Here is a 14,517-nt window from a genome sequence, read left to right as displayed (position 1 = left end):
ATAATTGCTTATTTTAAGGTTTCAATTATAGAATTTTCAAATCTTTTGAAACCTTTTATTATCTCTTTTTTTGTGATATTTAAAGGTGGTAAAAATCTAATTATATTTTTCCCTGATTTTAAAATTAGTAAACCATTTTTTAAAGAAGAATTGATTAGTTCATTTAATTTTGTATCATCTTTTAAAACAAGTCCTTGCATAAATCCATGACCATTTTTTTGTTTAAATAAATTTGGATATTTATTCATAAAATAAAGAAGATAACTATCAAAAAATTTGATATTTTCTTGCAATATTCCACTATTTGAATATTCTTCTAAAATATTTAAAACTTTACAAGAAACAGTAGTACTTAGATGATTCCCTCCAAAAGTTGAACCATGATCTCCAAAAGTAAAAATATTTTTTTTACTAGTCATCATAACGCCAATTGGAATACCTGTTGCTAATCCTTTGGCTAAAGTTACAATATCTGGCTTAATTTCAAAATATTGAGAGATTAAAAAGTTTCCACTTCTGTAAACTCCAGTTTGAATTTCATCTACAATCAAAAGTAATTTCTTCTCTTTTAATGTTTTTTCTAGCTTTTTTATTTGAGAAATATCTTGCATAAAAATGCCACCTTCTCCTTGAATTAATTCAAGCATAACAGCAACAGTAGAATCGTCTATTAAAGAAATGGCTTGATTTATATCTTCTGCATAAACAAATCCATCAGGATAAGGTCCAAAAAATTTATGCTTATCTTCTTGAGCCGTTGCTTTTAAAGTAGCAATTGTTCTTCCATGAAAAGAATTTTTTATTGTTATGATTTTATATTTTGGTTTATCAAATGATATATTTCCATATTTTCTTGCAAGTTTTATTGCACTCTCATTTGCTTCAGAACCACTATTACAAAAAAAACATTGCATATCATAATTACTTAGTTCAACTATTTTTTTTGCACATTTTTCTTGTGGTTTTATATGATAGATATTTGAAGTATGTAAAACTCTTTTTGCTTGTTTTTTTATAGTTTTTACAATTTTTTTATTTGCGTAACCTAAACTATTAACTCCAACTCCTGAAGCAAAATCTATATAATCTTTGCCATTTTCATCGTAAAGAATAGATTTTTTACCTTTTACAAATGCTACATTTAATCTATTATATAAAGGTAATAAGTATTTATCTTCTTCCATTTTTACTCCTTATTTTCTTCCTAAGAGTATAAAAGAATAAAATTAATATTACAATCCATTAATTGCTATATTTAAATTTATCTTAGTATTTAATCTATTATCAAAAATATAGTCAATAATTCTTTATATATTTTTGTGTTATACTCAAACTTAATTTATTTTTTGAAAGGTCTTATTTTGAACAAAATTATATGGGTTTTTGTGGCTCTTATTGGAGCTGTTTGTTTTGGCTATCTAGCCTTACAAAATGGAGAAACAGTTTCAGCTATGTATTTAGTTGTTGCTGCTGTTTGTATTTATGCTATTGGATATAGATTTTATGGAAGGTTTATTGCTTATAAAGTTTTAGAATTAGATAAAAACAGAGCAACTCCTGCTATGGTTCATGATGATGGAAGAGATTTTGTTCCTACGAATAAATCTGTTTTATTTGGTCATCACTTCGCTGCAATTGCGGGAGCTGGTCCTTTAGTTGGTCCTATTTTAGCTGCACAAATGGGATATTTACCATCAATGTTATGGATTTTAGTTGGTGGAGTTTTTGCAGGTGCGGTTCATGACTTTGTTGTTTTATTTATATCTTCAAGAAGAGATGGAAGATCTCTTGGTGAAATAATAAAAGATGAATTAGGAACTTTTACAGGTTCAGTTGCTATGATTGCTATTTTTGGGATTATGCTTATTATTATTGCTATTTTATCAATGGTTGTTGTAAAAGCTCTTGCTCATTCTCCTTGGGGTTTATTTACTATTTCTATGACTATTCCTATTGCTATTTTTATGGGAATTTATATGAGATACATAAGACCTGGTAAAGTTGGCGAAGCTTCTATTATAGGTTTTGTACTTTTAATTTTAGCTATTCATTATGGAAGCGTAGTGGCACTTGATCCTATTTGGGCAGCTAGATTTACTTTTGAAGCTACAACTTTAGCAATTATTATGATGGCTTATGGATTTATTGCTGCTATTTTACCTGTTTGGTTTTTATTAGCACCTAGAGATTATTTATCGACATTCTTAAAAATTGGTGTTATTTTACTTATGGCAATTGCTATAATTGTTGTAGCTCCTGATCTTCAAATGCCAAAAATGAACAGTCAATATTTTGATGGTTCAGGTCCTGTTTTTGCTGGTGGATTATTTCCATTTTTATTTATTACAATTGCTTGTGGTGCTATTAGTGGATTCCATGCTTTAATTTCAAGTGGAACAACACCAAAAATGCTTGAAAATGAAACTCATGCTCTTCCTGTTGGATATGGTTCTATGTTAATGGAAAGTGCTGTTGCTATTATGGCTTTAATCACGGCTACTATTTTACATCCAGGACTTTATTTCGCAATTAACTCATCACCTGCAATTATAGGTACAGATGTAGTTACTGTTGCTCAAACTATTTCAACTTGGGGATTTACTATTTCTCCTGATGAAATTCTCAATCTTACTAAAAATATCGGTGAACAAACAATTTTATCAAGAACAGGAGGAGCTCCAACATTTGCTATTGGAGTTGCTTTAATTCTACATGAACTTTTTGGTGGAATTGAAATGATGGGATTTTGGTATCACTTTGCTATTTTATTTGAAGCTTTATTTATTTTAACTGCTGTTGATGCAGGAACAAGAGCTTGTCGATTTATGGTTCAAGATATTTTGGGAAATGTTTATAAACCTTTAGGAAATACCAACAATTATTTAGCAGGAATTATTGCAACAGCAATTAGTGTTATTGGTTGGGGATATTTCTTGTATCAAGGAACAATAGATCCACGAGGTGGAATTTATTCTCTTTGGCCACTATTTGGTGTAAGTAATCAAATGTTAGCTGGTATGGCACTATTATTAGGTACTGCTGTATTATTTAAAATGGGAAAACAAAAATACGCTTGGGTTACAGTTGTACCTGCTGTATTTGTTTTAACAGCAACACTTTATGGTGGAATTTTAAAAATCTTACCATTTAAAGAAGGTGATAGAGTTCACAATGCTGTAAGTCATGTGGCAATTGCACAAATTCAAGCTAAAAAAATAGTTGAACTTGAAGCAAAAATTCTAACACTTACACAAGAAGATGAAATCGCAAAAGCAAATAAAGATATAAGTCTTGCACAACAAATTAAATTCTCAAATATCTTGAATGCAATTTTATGTATATTCTTTATGATTAGTACAATTTTAGTAATTATTGCAACGATTGGAATTTGTATTGGAAGAATAAAAATTCCATTAAAAGAATCTCCTTATATTCATATTGATAGTCTAAAAAAGGCTTAATATGTTTAGTAAAATCAAAGCTTTTTATGAAAAATCCGAAAGGTTCTTTCATCCCCTTGTGGGACTATCTAGCTATGATAAATATCTTGAACATATGCAAAGAAATCATCCTGATAAACAAGTACAAAGTAGGGGTGATTTTTTTAAAGAGTGTATAGATAGAAAATATAATAGCGGTGGTTTAAATAAATGTTGTTAGGTCTATTAGAATAAAGGTTTTTATTACACATCTTGACTTATCTTAACTGAGGGTTTTACCTCAGTTTTAAATTAATTGTTTTTTCACAAACTCCAAATAGTGTCCCTCTTTTTCTTCTAATTCTTTATGATTTCCTCTTTGTACAACTTTGCCATCATCTATTACATAAATCATCTGAGCATTTTTTACAGTGCTTAATCTATGAGCTATAGTAATTACAGTTTTATCTTTTAAAAACTCTTCCAACTCACTAAATAATTTTACTTCTGTGTGAACATCTAAAGCAGATGTTGACTCATCAAATATTACAACAGCAGGATTTGCAATAATCATTCTAGCTATTGATAATCTTTGTCTTTGACCTCCACTTAATCTAATTCCTTGTTTTCCAACAATTGTATCAAGACCATTTGTCATATTTTCTACAGTTTCAAAAAGTTGTGCGATTTTTAGAGCTTTAAAAATCTCTTCATTACTTATATTTTCATTTCCCATTGTTATATTAAATCTCAAAGTATTATTAAATAAAATAGGCATTTGTAAAACTAAAAAGATATTTTCCCTAAGGCTTTGTTTATTTAAGTTTTCAATACTAATATTATTATAAAAAATATCTCCAGAACTTTTAGCATAAAAACCAGAAATAATATTTGCAATAGTAGTTTTTCCACTTCCACTTGCACCAATTATTGCTATTTTTTCGCCTGATTTTATATCAAAAGAGATGTTTTTTAAAACTTCTTTATCTTCATTATAATAAAAACTTAGATTTTGTAGAGAGATATCTACTTTTTTAGATTTTGAATCTAGTTTTAAAGTTCCATTTTTTTCTTTTTTTAACTCTAATATTTTATTTATTCGAGTCATTGCACCTTTTGCACTCGCATATGCGTATTGAATTGTTAATATATCTTGAACAGGAGTCATAATAAACCAAATATATCCAAACATAGCAAACATTAATCCTATTGATAAATCACTATAAGCCACAAGTAAAAGTCCTGCTGCTCTGAAAATTTCAAAAGCAATGAGAAAAATGGTAAAAGAAAATCTCTCATAAGCTACACTTTTATAGTTAAATTCATTTGAAGTTTTTTGGATATTTTTAGCTTTATTTATAGAATCTTTAAAAAAGAAATTTTCTTTATTACTAGCTTTTATTTGTCCAAATAAATCCAAAGTTTCATTTATATTATTTTGAAATTCTTCAATTGCTCTGTTCTCTTCTTTTTTTAGTAAACCAGTTTTATTGGCTATTTTTTTTGAAAGAATCATAATAATTGGCTGAATAAATAAAATCATAAGTCCTAAAATTGGGTCTATTGTGATAATGACAATTGCAACTGCAATTAAAGTCAAAATTGAAGTTATAAATTTACTAGCAACCGTAACTATAAAATTATCCAAAGTATTTACATCAGTTACTAAATTTGCACCAATTGAACCAGAACCTAAACTTTCATATTCATTCATATTTACAAGTTCAAGATGATTTAAAAGCTTTTCTCTTATTCTAAAAGTTACATATTTTGAGATTTTTGTAAATATTTTAGTAACAACTACACTAACAAAAAAATAAATTACACGAAGAAATAAAACAATAAAAGTAACAATTGCAATATAATAAAAAGCAGTTGTAGTTCCAAAAAGTTCATTAATATTATTTACAAAAAAATCAGGTTTTTTTAATAAAACTTCATCAACTAGAAGTGGTAAAAGTAGGGGGATTGGAACACTTATTATAATTGCAATTATTGTAATAATTTGCCCAATAATAAGAGATTTTTTATTATCAAGAAGTAGTTTAAATATATATTTTAAGGATATTTTATTATTCATTATTGAGCTTGAATATCTATTCTATATCCTGAACCTGATACATTTTTAATAAGTTCTTTATATACTTTTTTCCTTAATTCTTTAACTAATGATCTTAATGAATCTTGTGTCATTACTCCATTCCATACACTTTGATTTATCTCTTCATAACTTAAAAAACAATTATGATTTTTTATTAAGAAATCAAAAAATAAAATCTCTTTTTTAGTTAATGGAACAATTGAATTATTTTTAAATAAAGATTTATTATATTTGTCATAAATAAAACCATTTTCTAAATTTAAAACATTAGATTTATTTGTATCAAGAGTTTTTACACAATCTTTTAAAATATCAATTAATACATTTATACAATCTAAATTTTGAATAAATTTTACATATTGAAGCTCTAAACCTTCTAATAAATGAGTATGATTTACCTCGTCTAAAACAGCAATAATCTGTATTTGTTTATTCAAAACTCTAATCTTTTTTAAAAGTTCAAAATTATATTTTGTAATTACAAAATGAATTTCATTTGTATTTATTAGTTCAATTAATTCATCATGATGATCATATTCAAATAAACTATTTGTAAAAGAAGAGATATAATTATTGAATTCATCAGCAAGGTTTTTTTTGTAACAAATGTTTAAAGATTTTAATGTTTTCATACAAATTCCTAGAAGCAAAATTTATTATTTATGATTTTATAATAACATTATTTTAATAATTAAGCACTCTTTTTTTTATTAGATTTCAAAAAAAAATTATTTGCAGAAGCTTAGAACCACACTATCTACAATTATTATACATTTAATATGCTACAATCAAAATAAAAAATAGAGTTTAAAAAATGAAAAAAATCGCAATTATATTTCTTTTATTGTTCACTTTTCTTTTTGCAAAACATGAAGATTACTCAGAAATGAGTACTCAAGAGCTAATAGCAATTATTGGTTATGTAAAAGATGAAAATAAAGCTCAATTTATTAAAGAGTTGAATTTACGAATTCCAACTATGACACAAGATGAGAAAGTTCAATTTGAACAAAATATACAAGAGTTGAAACAAAATGAAAACTAAAATATTATTATTAGAAGATGACATAAATTTAAGTGACACAGTTTGTGATTATCTTGAAGAAAAAGGCTTTGAAGTAATTTGTGTTTATGATGGAGAAGAAGCTTTAAGTTCAATTTATGAAAATCGTTTTGATTTATTATTACTTGATGTAAATGTACCAATCAAAAATGGTTTTCAAGTCTTAAAAGAGATTAGAAAAGATGGAAATGATACTCCCGCTATTTATATAACTTCTTTAAATTCTGTGGATTCTCTTGAACAAGGATATTCAAGTGGTTGTGATGATTATGTTAGAAAACCATTTGAATTAAAAGAACTTTTAATTCGTATTCAAACAATATTAAAAAGAGAATTTTCGCAAAAAAGTGAGATTGTTAATATTACTGAAACTATAACTTTTAATTCAATTTCAAGTGAATTAAAAGATGCCAATGAAGAGATAAAACTTAATTTAAAAGAGTTGAAACTTCTAAAGTTCTTTTTACAGCATCCAAATGAACTTTTAGTTCATGATAGAATTTATGATTATGTTTGGGATTATGACGAAGAGTATAGTGATAACTCTTTAAGAACTTATATAAAAAATCTTAGAAAGATTTTAGGGAAAGATAAAATTGTTAGTCTCAAAAAACTCGGGTATAGATTTAACCAAAAGTGAAACTAGAACACTTTTAGGTTTTAGTTTTTTATACTCTTTTCTGGTCTTAGTAATCTTAAGTGTAGTCTCTTATTTATATTATCAATTTCAAAAAGATTTAATGCTTCAAGAAAAGAGGCAAGTATTACAAAACTATTCAAATGATTTGATATTTAGACTAAAAGATTTACATGTTAATATAGATAAAAATAATATTTATCCAAGGGATGAAAGATTTAATTCTGCCATTTTTGATAGTGATAAAAAAAAGATTTTTTCTACATTAGAATCAAATGATGTAAGTTTAGATGATATTATTTACTTAAATCATAAACAAATACATTTTATAAAAGAACCTGAATCTTACTATTTAGGAAGTAAATATATAATAGTTGAAGTTCCTGATGATGGAATTTGGTTTGAAGTAATTAGATATAAAATAGGAATATCTTTTTTACTAGCATTTACTTTTATGATGATTTTGGGATATTTTATACTTAGACAGGTTTTAAAACCAATGAGAGATGCTCTTCATTTACTTGATAGATTTATAAAAGATACAACACATGAATTAAATACTCCTGTAACTGCAATTATTACAAATATTGAAATGATTGATAAAAGTAGTTTAGATGCTAGATTATTGAAAAAAATAAATAGAATAGAAATAGGTGCAAAAACTATTTCAAATATTTATGAAGATTTAACATTTGTAACTTTAAATAATCAAATTATTTCAAAAAATGAAGATATAAATCTTTCAAATTTGCTAAAGCAAAGAGTAGATTATTTTAACAGTTTAGCTACTATAAAAAAAGTAACTTTTCATTTAAATATAAAAGATGATGTTTTTATTGTTTGTGATATAAAAAAGATAACTAAATTAATTGATAATATTTTATCAAATGCCATAAAATATAATAAAATCGCTGGTTTTATAAAAGTGAAGTTAAACCATAATATTTTAAGTATTGAAGATAGTGGGAAAGGCATATCAAAAGAGAATCTTAAAAATCTTTTTGAAAGATATTCAAGATTTGATAAAAGTGTGGGTGGATTTGGAATTGGTTTAAATATAGTCTCTTTAATTGCAAAAGAGTATAATTTAAAAGTTGATATTAAATCTCAAATTAATATAGGAACAACAGTGGAAGTAACATGGTGAAAATTGTATTAATATTTTTTTTAACAACATTTATATCTTTAAATGCAGCAAAAATTGATGATACTATTTATGATACAAATTGTGTACGATGTCATTCTAAATTACCAGTTGCAATTGATAAATATTTTTATAGATATTTATTAAAATATAGTAGTGAAAGAGCTGTAAAAGAAGCAATGTTTGAGTATATGAAAAATCCATCAGTAGAAAAAACCATTATGTCAGAATCCTTTATTACAAGATTTGGTATAAAAAAGAAAACAAATTTAAGTGATGATAAATTAATGGAAGCATTGGATATTTATTGGGATGAATATAAGGTTTTTGATAAACTAAAATAAGCTAAATATTTTCACAATACATTCACAATCAGGATTTATACTTTCATCATAAATATAACAGGAGTTATAAAATGAAAAAAATATTATCAATGTTTCTCATTACAAGTTCTTTAGTTTTTGCAGATAATAATTCAATAGGACTTGATACTCTTGTTGGAGCTACAATTGGTGTTGCAATTGGTAATCAAATTGGAAGAGGTAATGGACGAGATGTAGCAAAAGTTGCTGGTGGATTATTAGGTGCTAGTATTGCAAATAATTCAAGAACTCCATCTTATTCTTCAAATCCTAATTATGATAATTCTTACAGAGACGATTATAGGGATAATAACTATGAAAGAACAACAACTTATGTAAGAACTGATAGATATTATGATGATGACTATTATAGAAGACCACCAGCACAAGTTACAGTTGTGTACCGAAATTATGATAGATTTCCACCACCACCGAGATATTATTATGAAAGACCTTACTATGATAGACCTTATTATGGTCATCGTGGATATAGAAGATAAAAAAAAGGCTCAAATGTTTTATTTGAGCCTTTTTTCATTTTTAGCTAAGAAGTCTTAATACATTTTGTTGATTAACATTTGAAGATTGAGCTTGTCCATAAGCTCCTATTTGAGCTAAAATATTTTGCTTAGAAAAATTAGAAGATTCTTTTGCATAATCTGTATCAAATAATGAAGCTGCATTTAAAGTACTTGTTTGTTGTGTAAGAAGATTTCTATTTGCACTTTCTAGTTGCTTTTGAGTAGCACCAATATCAGTTCTTATATCATTTAATCCATTCATTGCTTTATCAACATTTGCTAAAAAACTTCTTGCATCTGTTGCTGTAAAAGTTGCTGAATCTTGATTTACAAGATTAGTTAATCCAAGCCCTGAAGTATTAGATTGAACACCTGAGGATTCAATTATATTATTTCCTTTTAATCCTGATTGATATTGTTGTGAATCTGAAGCTGAATTATTTGTTGCACTTTTTTGAAGTAAAGTTTGACCATTATAGTTTGTACCACTTGCAATTTTATCAAATTGATCAAGTTGTGATTTTATCTCTTTTAAAATAGCATCTCTTCCTTCTTTACTTGTAGTGTCAGTTGAAGCTTGAAGAAGTTTTTCTTTTACATTATCTAAAATTTTTGATTGTTCGTTTGTTGCACCTGAGGCTATTTGACTTGATGCAATTGCTGAATTTGTATTTTCAATAGCTTTTGAATAACCATTTGATTGAGTTAATAAACTATTTGCTATTGATAAGCTAGAAGCATTATCACTAGATTGGTTTAATTCAATTCCTGTAGCAATTCTCGCTAGTGATTGATTGGCACTTGCATAAACATTCGGGTTTATCGTAGAGTTTGAACTTATTTGCATAATATACTCCTTTTATCATTTAATAAATTTTATTCCTTTTAAGATTAATTTATTATTAAGTTTTGATATAATAAGAACAAAGTTAGAAAAATTATTTTTATAAAAACAATCAAAAAAGAGAAAATAGTGATAATAATAGATTTTGAAACAAATAGCAGTAACATTGGTGATGTAATAGAAGTAGCGGCTGTACGGATTGACAAAGATTTTAAGATTTTAGATAAATTTCATAGATATTATTTATCAAGGTATCCAGTTAATTATTTTTCATTTGCAGTTCATAGATTAACACCTGAGTTGATACTAAATTACAGAAAAGATAAGTCATATTGTTCATATTTCACAGAAGATGAAGATTTTTTAGAGTTTTGCTCAAATTCTGATACTTTGGTTGCCCACAACATCACTTTTGAATTGCGACACATAGATAGAAAAGTTAATTTTAAAAAGCATATTTGCACCATGAAAGAAAATAAAGAGATTGTAAAAGCCTATGGAAAAAGTGGAAGATTAAAAAACCCAAAACTAGACGAAACTTGTTTATATTATGGAATTGAATTTGATGGGGACAAATACCATAGCGCAACTTATGATGTGACTAAAACCTATGAAATTTTAAAAAGAATGAATATAAAACTATAAACAGTAGATATTTACCTACAAGAAGACCTTTTTTTAGTATAAAATAAAAGAAAAAAGGATTTCTTATGAAATTAGGAGTTTCAGCTTGTTTAATTGGTACACAATGCCGTTATGATGGTGTTGGTGCAAGTGATAAGTTTATCGTTGATGTTTTGGCTAAATATTTTGAAACATCTGCATATTGTCCTGAAACTATAATTTGGGGAAGTCCTAGAGTTGCAATTAGACAAACATTAAATGAAGATGGAAACTTGCGAATTGTAACTTCTACAAAAACTCCAAAAGATGTGACATCTGAGCTTTTAAATGTATCAATAGATTGTGCAAATAGAATTGAAAATGATGATTTATGTGGTTTTATTTTAAAATCTTCATCACCAACTTGTGGAATGGAGCGAGTAAAAGTCTATAAACCTTTTAATGCACCAAGTATTAAAAATGGTGTTGGAATTTTTGCACAACAAATCAAAGAAAAATATCCATATTTACCTCTTGAAGAAGAGGGTAGATTAATCGACCCATGGCTTAGGGAAAATTTTTTGATGCAAATTTTTGCATATGCTGATTTACATGAGTTTTTAAAATCAAATCCAAGTTTTAATGACCTTGTGATTTTTCACACATCTTACAAATATCTTATTTATTCAAAAGCTCAAAAATCATATATAACACTTGGTAGAATCGTTGCAAACAAAGAAAAAAAACAATTAGATGAAATTTTACTTGAATACAAAAATGAGTTTTTAAAAGCAATAAGTCTTAAAGGAAATGTAAATAAAACTTACAATGTTTTACTTCACATGTTTGGATATTTTAAAAAACTAATAACAAAAGAAGAAAAAGAAGAGATTTTACAAGCACTAAATGAATACAAAGAAAAAATTATTCCTTTAATTGCTGTAATGAAAATAATAAATTTATATGTAAAAAGATTTGATGTACAGTATTTAAAAGTGCAAAAATTTTTAAATCCATATCCAAAAGAGTTATCTTTAAGAAGTGATATTAAGGCTTATAAATAATGAAACAAATATTGTGGTTTAGAAGAGATTTAAGGATTACAGATAGTGCAATTCTTAGTTTTGCAAAAGATGAAGTATTGCCTATTTTTATATTTGATAAAAATATTTTAAATCTACTTTCAAATGATGATAAAAGAGTAACATTTATATATAAAAGTGTTTTAAACTTAAAAAAACAGTTGAAAGAAATAGGGCTAGATTTAGCCATATTTTATTCAACTCCTAAAGAGGTATTTTCAAAGTTTAAAGATGATGGTTTTGAAAATATTTTGTGTTCAGTTGATTTTGATGAGTATGCAAAAAAAAGAGATGAAGAAATAGCTAAAATCATTCCAATACAAACCTTTACTGATTCATTTATAACCCATCCAAATGATTGTCTAAAAGCCGATAAAACACCTTATAAAGTTTTTACTCCATATTATAATAACTTAGAATTTATTTGGAATTCTTATAGACTTGAAGAGTTTAAAACAAATCAAAATTTAAAATTAATTCCTTTTGATTATGAGACTATTCCAATACTTGAATCTATGGGTTTTATAAAACAAAATTTGCCAGATTTTTTAGAAAAAAGTGCAGATAAATTACTAGAAGATTTTGGACAAAAAATAGATAATTATAAAATTGATAGGGATTTTTTTGATAAAAATGCAACTTCAAATTTAGCTGTTCATTTACGATTTGGACTAATTTCTCCGCGACAAGTTTTTAATAAAATCAAAGAATTAAAAGCCCGAACTGAAAATAAAGATTTTTTTATTAGAGAGCTTTTTTGGAGAGAATTTTACAACTATATTTTGTTTCATTTTCCAAAAAGCGAAGTTGAAAATTTAAATAAAATAAAAGTAAACTGGAATGAAAATGAAACAGATTTTCAAAAATGGTGTGAGGGAAACACAGGTCTTCCAATAATCGATGCTGCTATGCGATATTTTAATCTAACAGGAACTATGCACAATCGTTTAAGAATGATAGTTTCTTCATATTTAACAAAAAATTTGCTTATAGATTGGAAAAAAGGAGAAAGATATTTTGCTAGTAAATTGCTTGATTATGAAGCAAGTTCAAATATAGGTTCTTGGCAATGGGCTTCTAGTACAGGTGCTGATTCAGTTCCATATTTTAGGATATTTAATCCATATTTACAATCTGCGAAATTTGATAAAGAGGCTATTTTTATAAAATCAGTAATTCCTGAACTAAAAGATGTAAATGTAAAACTTATTCATAAAGAAAATGGTGTTCAATCAAATCTGTTTTTAGATTATCTAAAACAAATAGTTTCAATAGAGTTTTCAAGAAAAAGAGCTATCGAAGAGTTCAAAAGAGCAAATAATGAAAAATCTTGATATTGCAGTTATTGGAAGTGGAATTGGTGGAAGTCTGATTTCAGCTTTAAATAAAAACAAAGATTTAATCCTTTTTGAAAAAGATAAAAATCTTGGAGGTTGTGCTTCTACTTTTAAAAGAAACGCAGCTTATTTTAACGCAGGAGCTACCACTTTTGTAGGTTATGAAAACAATCATCCAATAAAAAATATCTTTGATAAAGTTGGAATAATCCCAAATATTCTTGAGAGTAAAATAGCTATAAGAACAATACAAAATAAAAAAATTGTAGATAGAGTTCAAGATTTTGAAGAGTTTTTAACAAATCTAAATAGTGTTTATTATCACAAAAATAATAGAATTTTTTGGCAAACAATCAAAGATATTGATGAGAAATTTTGGAAATTAAAAAATATCTATTATGCTAAATATAGTTTAAATGCTTATGTTAAAACGGTTTTTTTTATAAGAGAACTTATAAAAGAGTTTGGATTTTTACTTTTTAAAACAGCTGATGGATATATAAATGAGATTTTACCAAATATCACAAAAGAGTATAAATCTTTTATAAATGCGCAACTTTTAATAACTCTTCAAACAAACTCAAAAGATTTATCACTTTTGGCTATGAGTTTGGGTTTGGCATATCCATTTCATAAGGTTTTTTATTCACTTGGTGGAATGGGGAAAATAATTGAAGATTTATTAAAAGATGTAAATGTTCAAAATAAAGAAGAAATAATTTCAATAAAAAAAGAAGCAAATAATTATAGATTAATTTCCACAAAAGATGAATATTTGGCTTCAAAAGTTATTTTGAATTCAGCAATTTTTGAAAGTTCAAAACTATTTTTGGATGAGAATATAAAAAAATATTACGATAAATTTTCATTTAGTGATCAAAGTGCTTTTGTTGTTTATTTAAAATTAGACACAAGAGAAAAACTTTTGCATCATTATCAAATAATATTAGAAGATAATATTCCAAATTGTATTTCAAACTCTTTTTTTATTTCTATTTCTGATATAAATGATGAAAAATTATCAAAAGATGGATATTCAATCACCATTTCAAGCCACTCAAAAGCCATATTTTGGGAAGGTTTAACAAAAGATGAGTATGAAGCCAAAAAAGAGTTAACGCAGAATTTTATAATAAAAGAATTTTTAAATAATTTTGAAAATATAAAACAAGAAAACATAAAAACACTATTTAGCGCCACTTCAAAAACTTTTTACAGATACATAAACAGAAGCAATTGCGGAGGAAAACCAATAACCACAAAAACAATATTCCAACTTCCAAGTTGTAATACACCATTTGAGGGTTTGTATAATGTTGGAGATACAATTTTCGCAGGTCAAGGATGGCCAGGTGTTGCTATTGGGGTTGATGTTTTAAATAAGGAATTAAATAAAATATAGTA

The 14,517-nt window shown here is 26.2% G+C and carries 15 protein-coding genes; 11 read left to right on the top strand and 4 right to left on the bottom strand.

Features of this window, described 5'->3' with window-relative positions; genetic code table 11:
- Positions 1 to 8: 8 nt before the first annotated feature.
- Complete coding sequence (locus B0174_RS04985; protein ID WP_108558557.1) at positions 9 to 1,184, bottom strand: acetylornithine transaminase; 1,176 nt, start codon at positions 1,182 to 1,184, stop codon at positions 9 to 11.
- Between the two features lie 174 nt (positions 1,185 to 1,358).
- On the opposite strand from B0174_RS04985, the gene B0174_RS04980 reads away from it, so the two are divergent.
- Positions 1,359 to 3,461, top strand: coding sequence for a carbon starvation CstA family protein (locus B0174_RS04980; RefSeq protein WP_407641247.1), 2,103 nt, complete (start codon positions 1,359 to 1,361; stop codon positions 3,459 to 3,461).
- A 1-nt stretch (position 3,462) separates the two neighbouring features.
- Entirely contained in the window at positions 3,463 to 3,660 is a 198-nt protein-coding gene (gene kcuS / locus B0174_RS04975) for a KCU-star family selenoprotein (protein ID WP_108558555.1), read from the top strand.
- A gap of 66 nt (positions 3,661 to 3,726) precedes the next feature.
- Here the strand turns inward: kcuS and B0174_RS04970 are convergent, their stop codons facing one another.
- Both B0174_RS04970 and B0174_RS04965 read right to left on the bottom strand, forming a co-directional pair.
- Positions 3,727 to 5,499: an ABC transporter ATP-binding protein gene (locus B0174_RS04970; RefSeq protein ID WP_108558554.1), complete on the bottom strand. Its 1,773-nt coding sequence runs from the start codon at positions 5,497 to 5,499 to the stop codon at positions 3,727 to 3,729.
- Positions 5,499 to 6,152, bottom strand: a complete 654-nt coding sequence (locus B0174_RS04965) for a winged helix-turn-helix domain-containing protein (protein WP_108558553.1) — start codon at positions 6,150 to 6,152, stop codon at positions 5,499 to 5,501. Before B0174_RS04965 ends, B0174_RS04970 begins: the two co-directional genes overlap by 1 nt.
- Positions 6,153 to 6,334: 182 nt before the next feature.
- Here B0174_RS04965 and B0174_RS04960 point away from each other — a divergent pair, with 182 nt between their 5' ends.
- The 5 genes from B0174_RS04960 (at position 6,335) to B0174_RS04940 (ending at position 9,226) form a co-directional block, all read left to right on the top strand.
- Positions 6,335 to 6,565: a DUF1104 domain-containing protein gene (locus B0174_RS04960; RefSeq protein WP_108558552.1), complete on the top strand. Its 231-nt coding sequence runs from the start codon at positions 6,335 to 6,337 to the stop codon at positions 6,563 to 6,565.
- Positions 6,555 to 7,223 (top strand): response regulator transcription factor, encoded by a 669-nt coding sequence (locus B0174_RS04955; RefSeq protein WP_108558551.1) that lies wholly within the window; start codon positions 6,555 to 6,557, stop codon positions 7,221 to 7,223. The genes B0174_RS04960 and B0174_RS04955 overlap by 11 nt, the downstream gene beginning before the upstream one ends.
- Positions 7,180 to 8,367 (top strand): sensor histidine kinase, encoded by a 1,188-nt coding sequence (locus B0174_RS04950; protein WP_108558550.1) that lies wholly within the window; start codon positions 7,180 to 7,182, stop codon positions 8,365 to 8,367. The genes B0174_RS04955 and B0174_RS04950 overlap by 44 nt, the downstream gene beginning before the upstream one ends.
- Positions 8,361 to 8,708 (top strand): hypothetical protein, encoded by a 348-nt coding sequence (locus tag B0174_RS04945; protein WP_228156412.1) that lies wholly within the window; start codon positions 8,361 to 8,363, stop codon positions 8,706 to 8,708. Before B0174_RS04950 ends, B0174_RS04945 begins: the two co-directional genes overlap by 7 nt.
- Before the next feature lie 71 nt (positions 8,709 to 8,779).
- Positions 8,780 to 9,226 (top strand): glycine zipper 2TM domain-containing protein, encoded by a 447-nt coding sequence (locus tag B0174_RS04940; protein WP_108558549.1) that lies wholly within the window; start codon positions 8,780 to 8,782, stop codon positions 9,224 to 9,226.
- A gap of 40 nt (positions 9,227 to 9,266) precedes the next feature.
- Here B0174_RS04940 and B0174_RS04935 read toward each other — a convergent pair whose 3' ends face one another.
- The gene (locus B0174_RS04935; RefSeq protein ID WP_108558548.1) at positions 9,267 to 10,094 is read right to left on the bottom strand and encodes a flagellin; all 828 of its coding nucleotides are present in this window, start codon (positions 10,092 to 10,094) and stop codon (positions 9,267 to 9,269) included.
- A gap of 126 nt (positions 10,095 to 10,220) precedes the next feature.
- Between B0174_RS04935 and B0174_RS04930 the strand changes: the two genes are divergently transcribed.
- The 4 genes from B0174_RS04930 to B0174_RS04915 all read left to right on the top strand — a co-directional run bounded on the left by B0174_RS04930 (position 10,221) and on the right by B0174_RS04915 (position 14,515).
- Positions 10,221 to 10,736: a 3'-5' exonuclease gene (locus B0174_RS04930; RefSeq protein ID WP_108558547.1), complete on the top strand. Its 516-nt coding sequence runs from the start codon at positions 10,221 to 10,223 to the stop codon at positions 10,734 to 10,736.
- A 65-nt stretch (positions 10,737 to 10,801) separates the two neighbouring features.
- Positions 10,802 to 11,758, top strand: coding sequence for a YbgA family protein (locus B0174_RS04925; RefSeq protein ID WP_108558546.1), 957 nt, complete (start codon positions 10,802 to 10,804; stop codon positions 11,756 to 11,758).
- The gene (locus B0174_RS04920) at positions 11,758 to 13,110 is read left to right on the top strand and encodes a cryptochrome/photolyase family protein (RefSeq protein WP_108558545.1); all 1,353 of its coding nucleotides are present in this window, start codon (positions 11,758 to 11,760) and stop codon (positions 13,108 to 13,110) included. Before B0174_RS04925 ends, B0174_RS04920 begins: the two co-directional genes overlap by 1 nt.
- Positions 13,097 to 14,515, top strand: a complete 1,419-nt coding sequence (locus tag B0174_RS04915) for a phytoene desaturase family protein (RefSeq protein ID WP_108558544.1) — start codon at positions 13,097 to 13,099, stop codon at positions 14,513 to 14,515. The genes B0174_RS04920 and B0174_RS04915 overlap by 14 nt, the downstream gene beginning before the upstream one ends.
- Positions 14,516 to 14,517: the final 2 nt, after the last annotated feature.

Origin of the sequence: Arcobacter caeni (assembly GCF_003063245.1) — a bacterium.
GTDB classification, from domain to species: domain Bacteria; phylum Campylobacterota; class Campylobacteria; order Campylobacterales; family Arcobacteraceae; genus Aliarcobacter; species Aliarcobacter caeni.
This window is presented reverse-complemented; position numbering and strand designations above follow the sequence as displayed.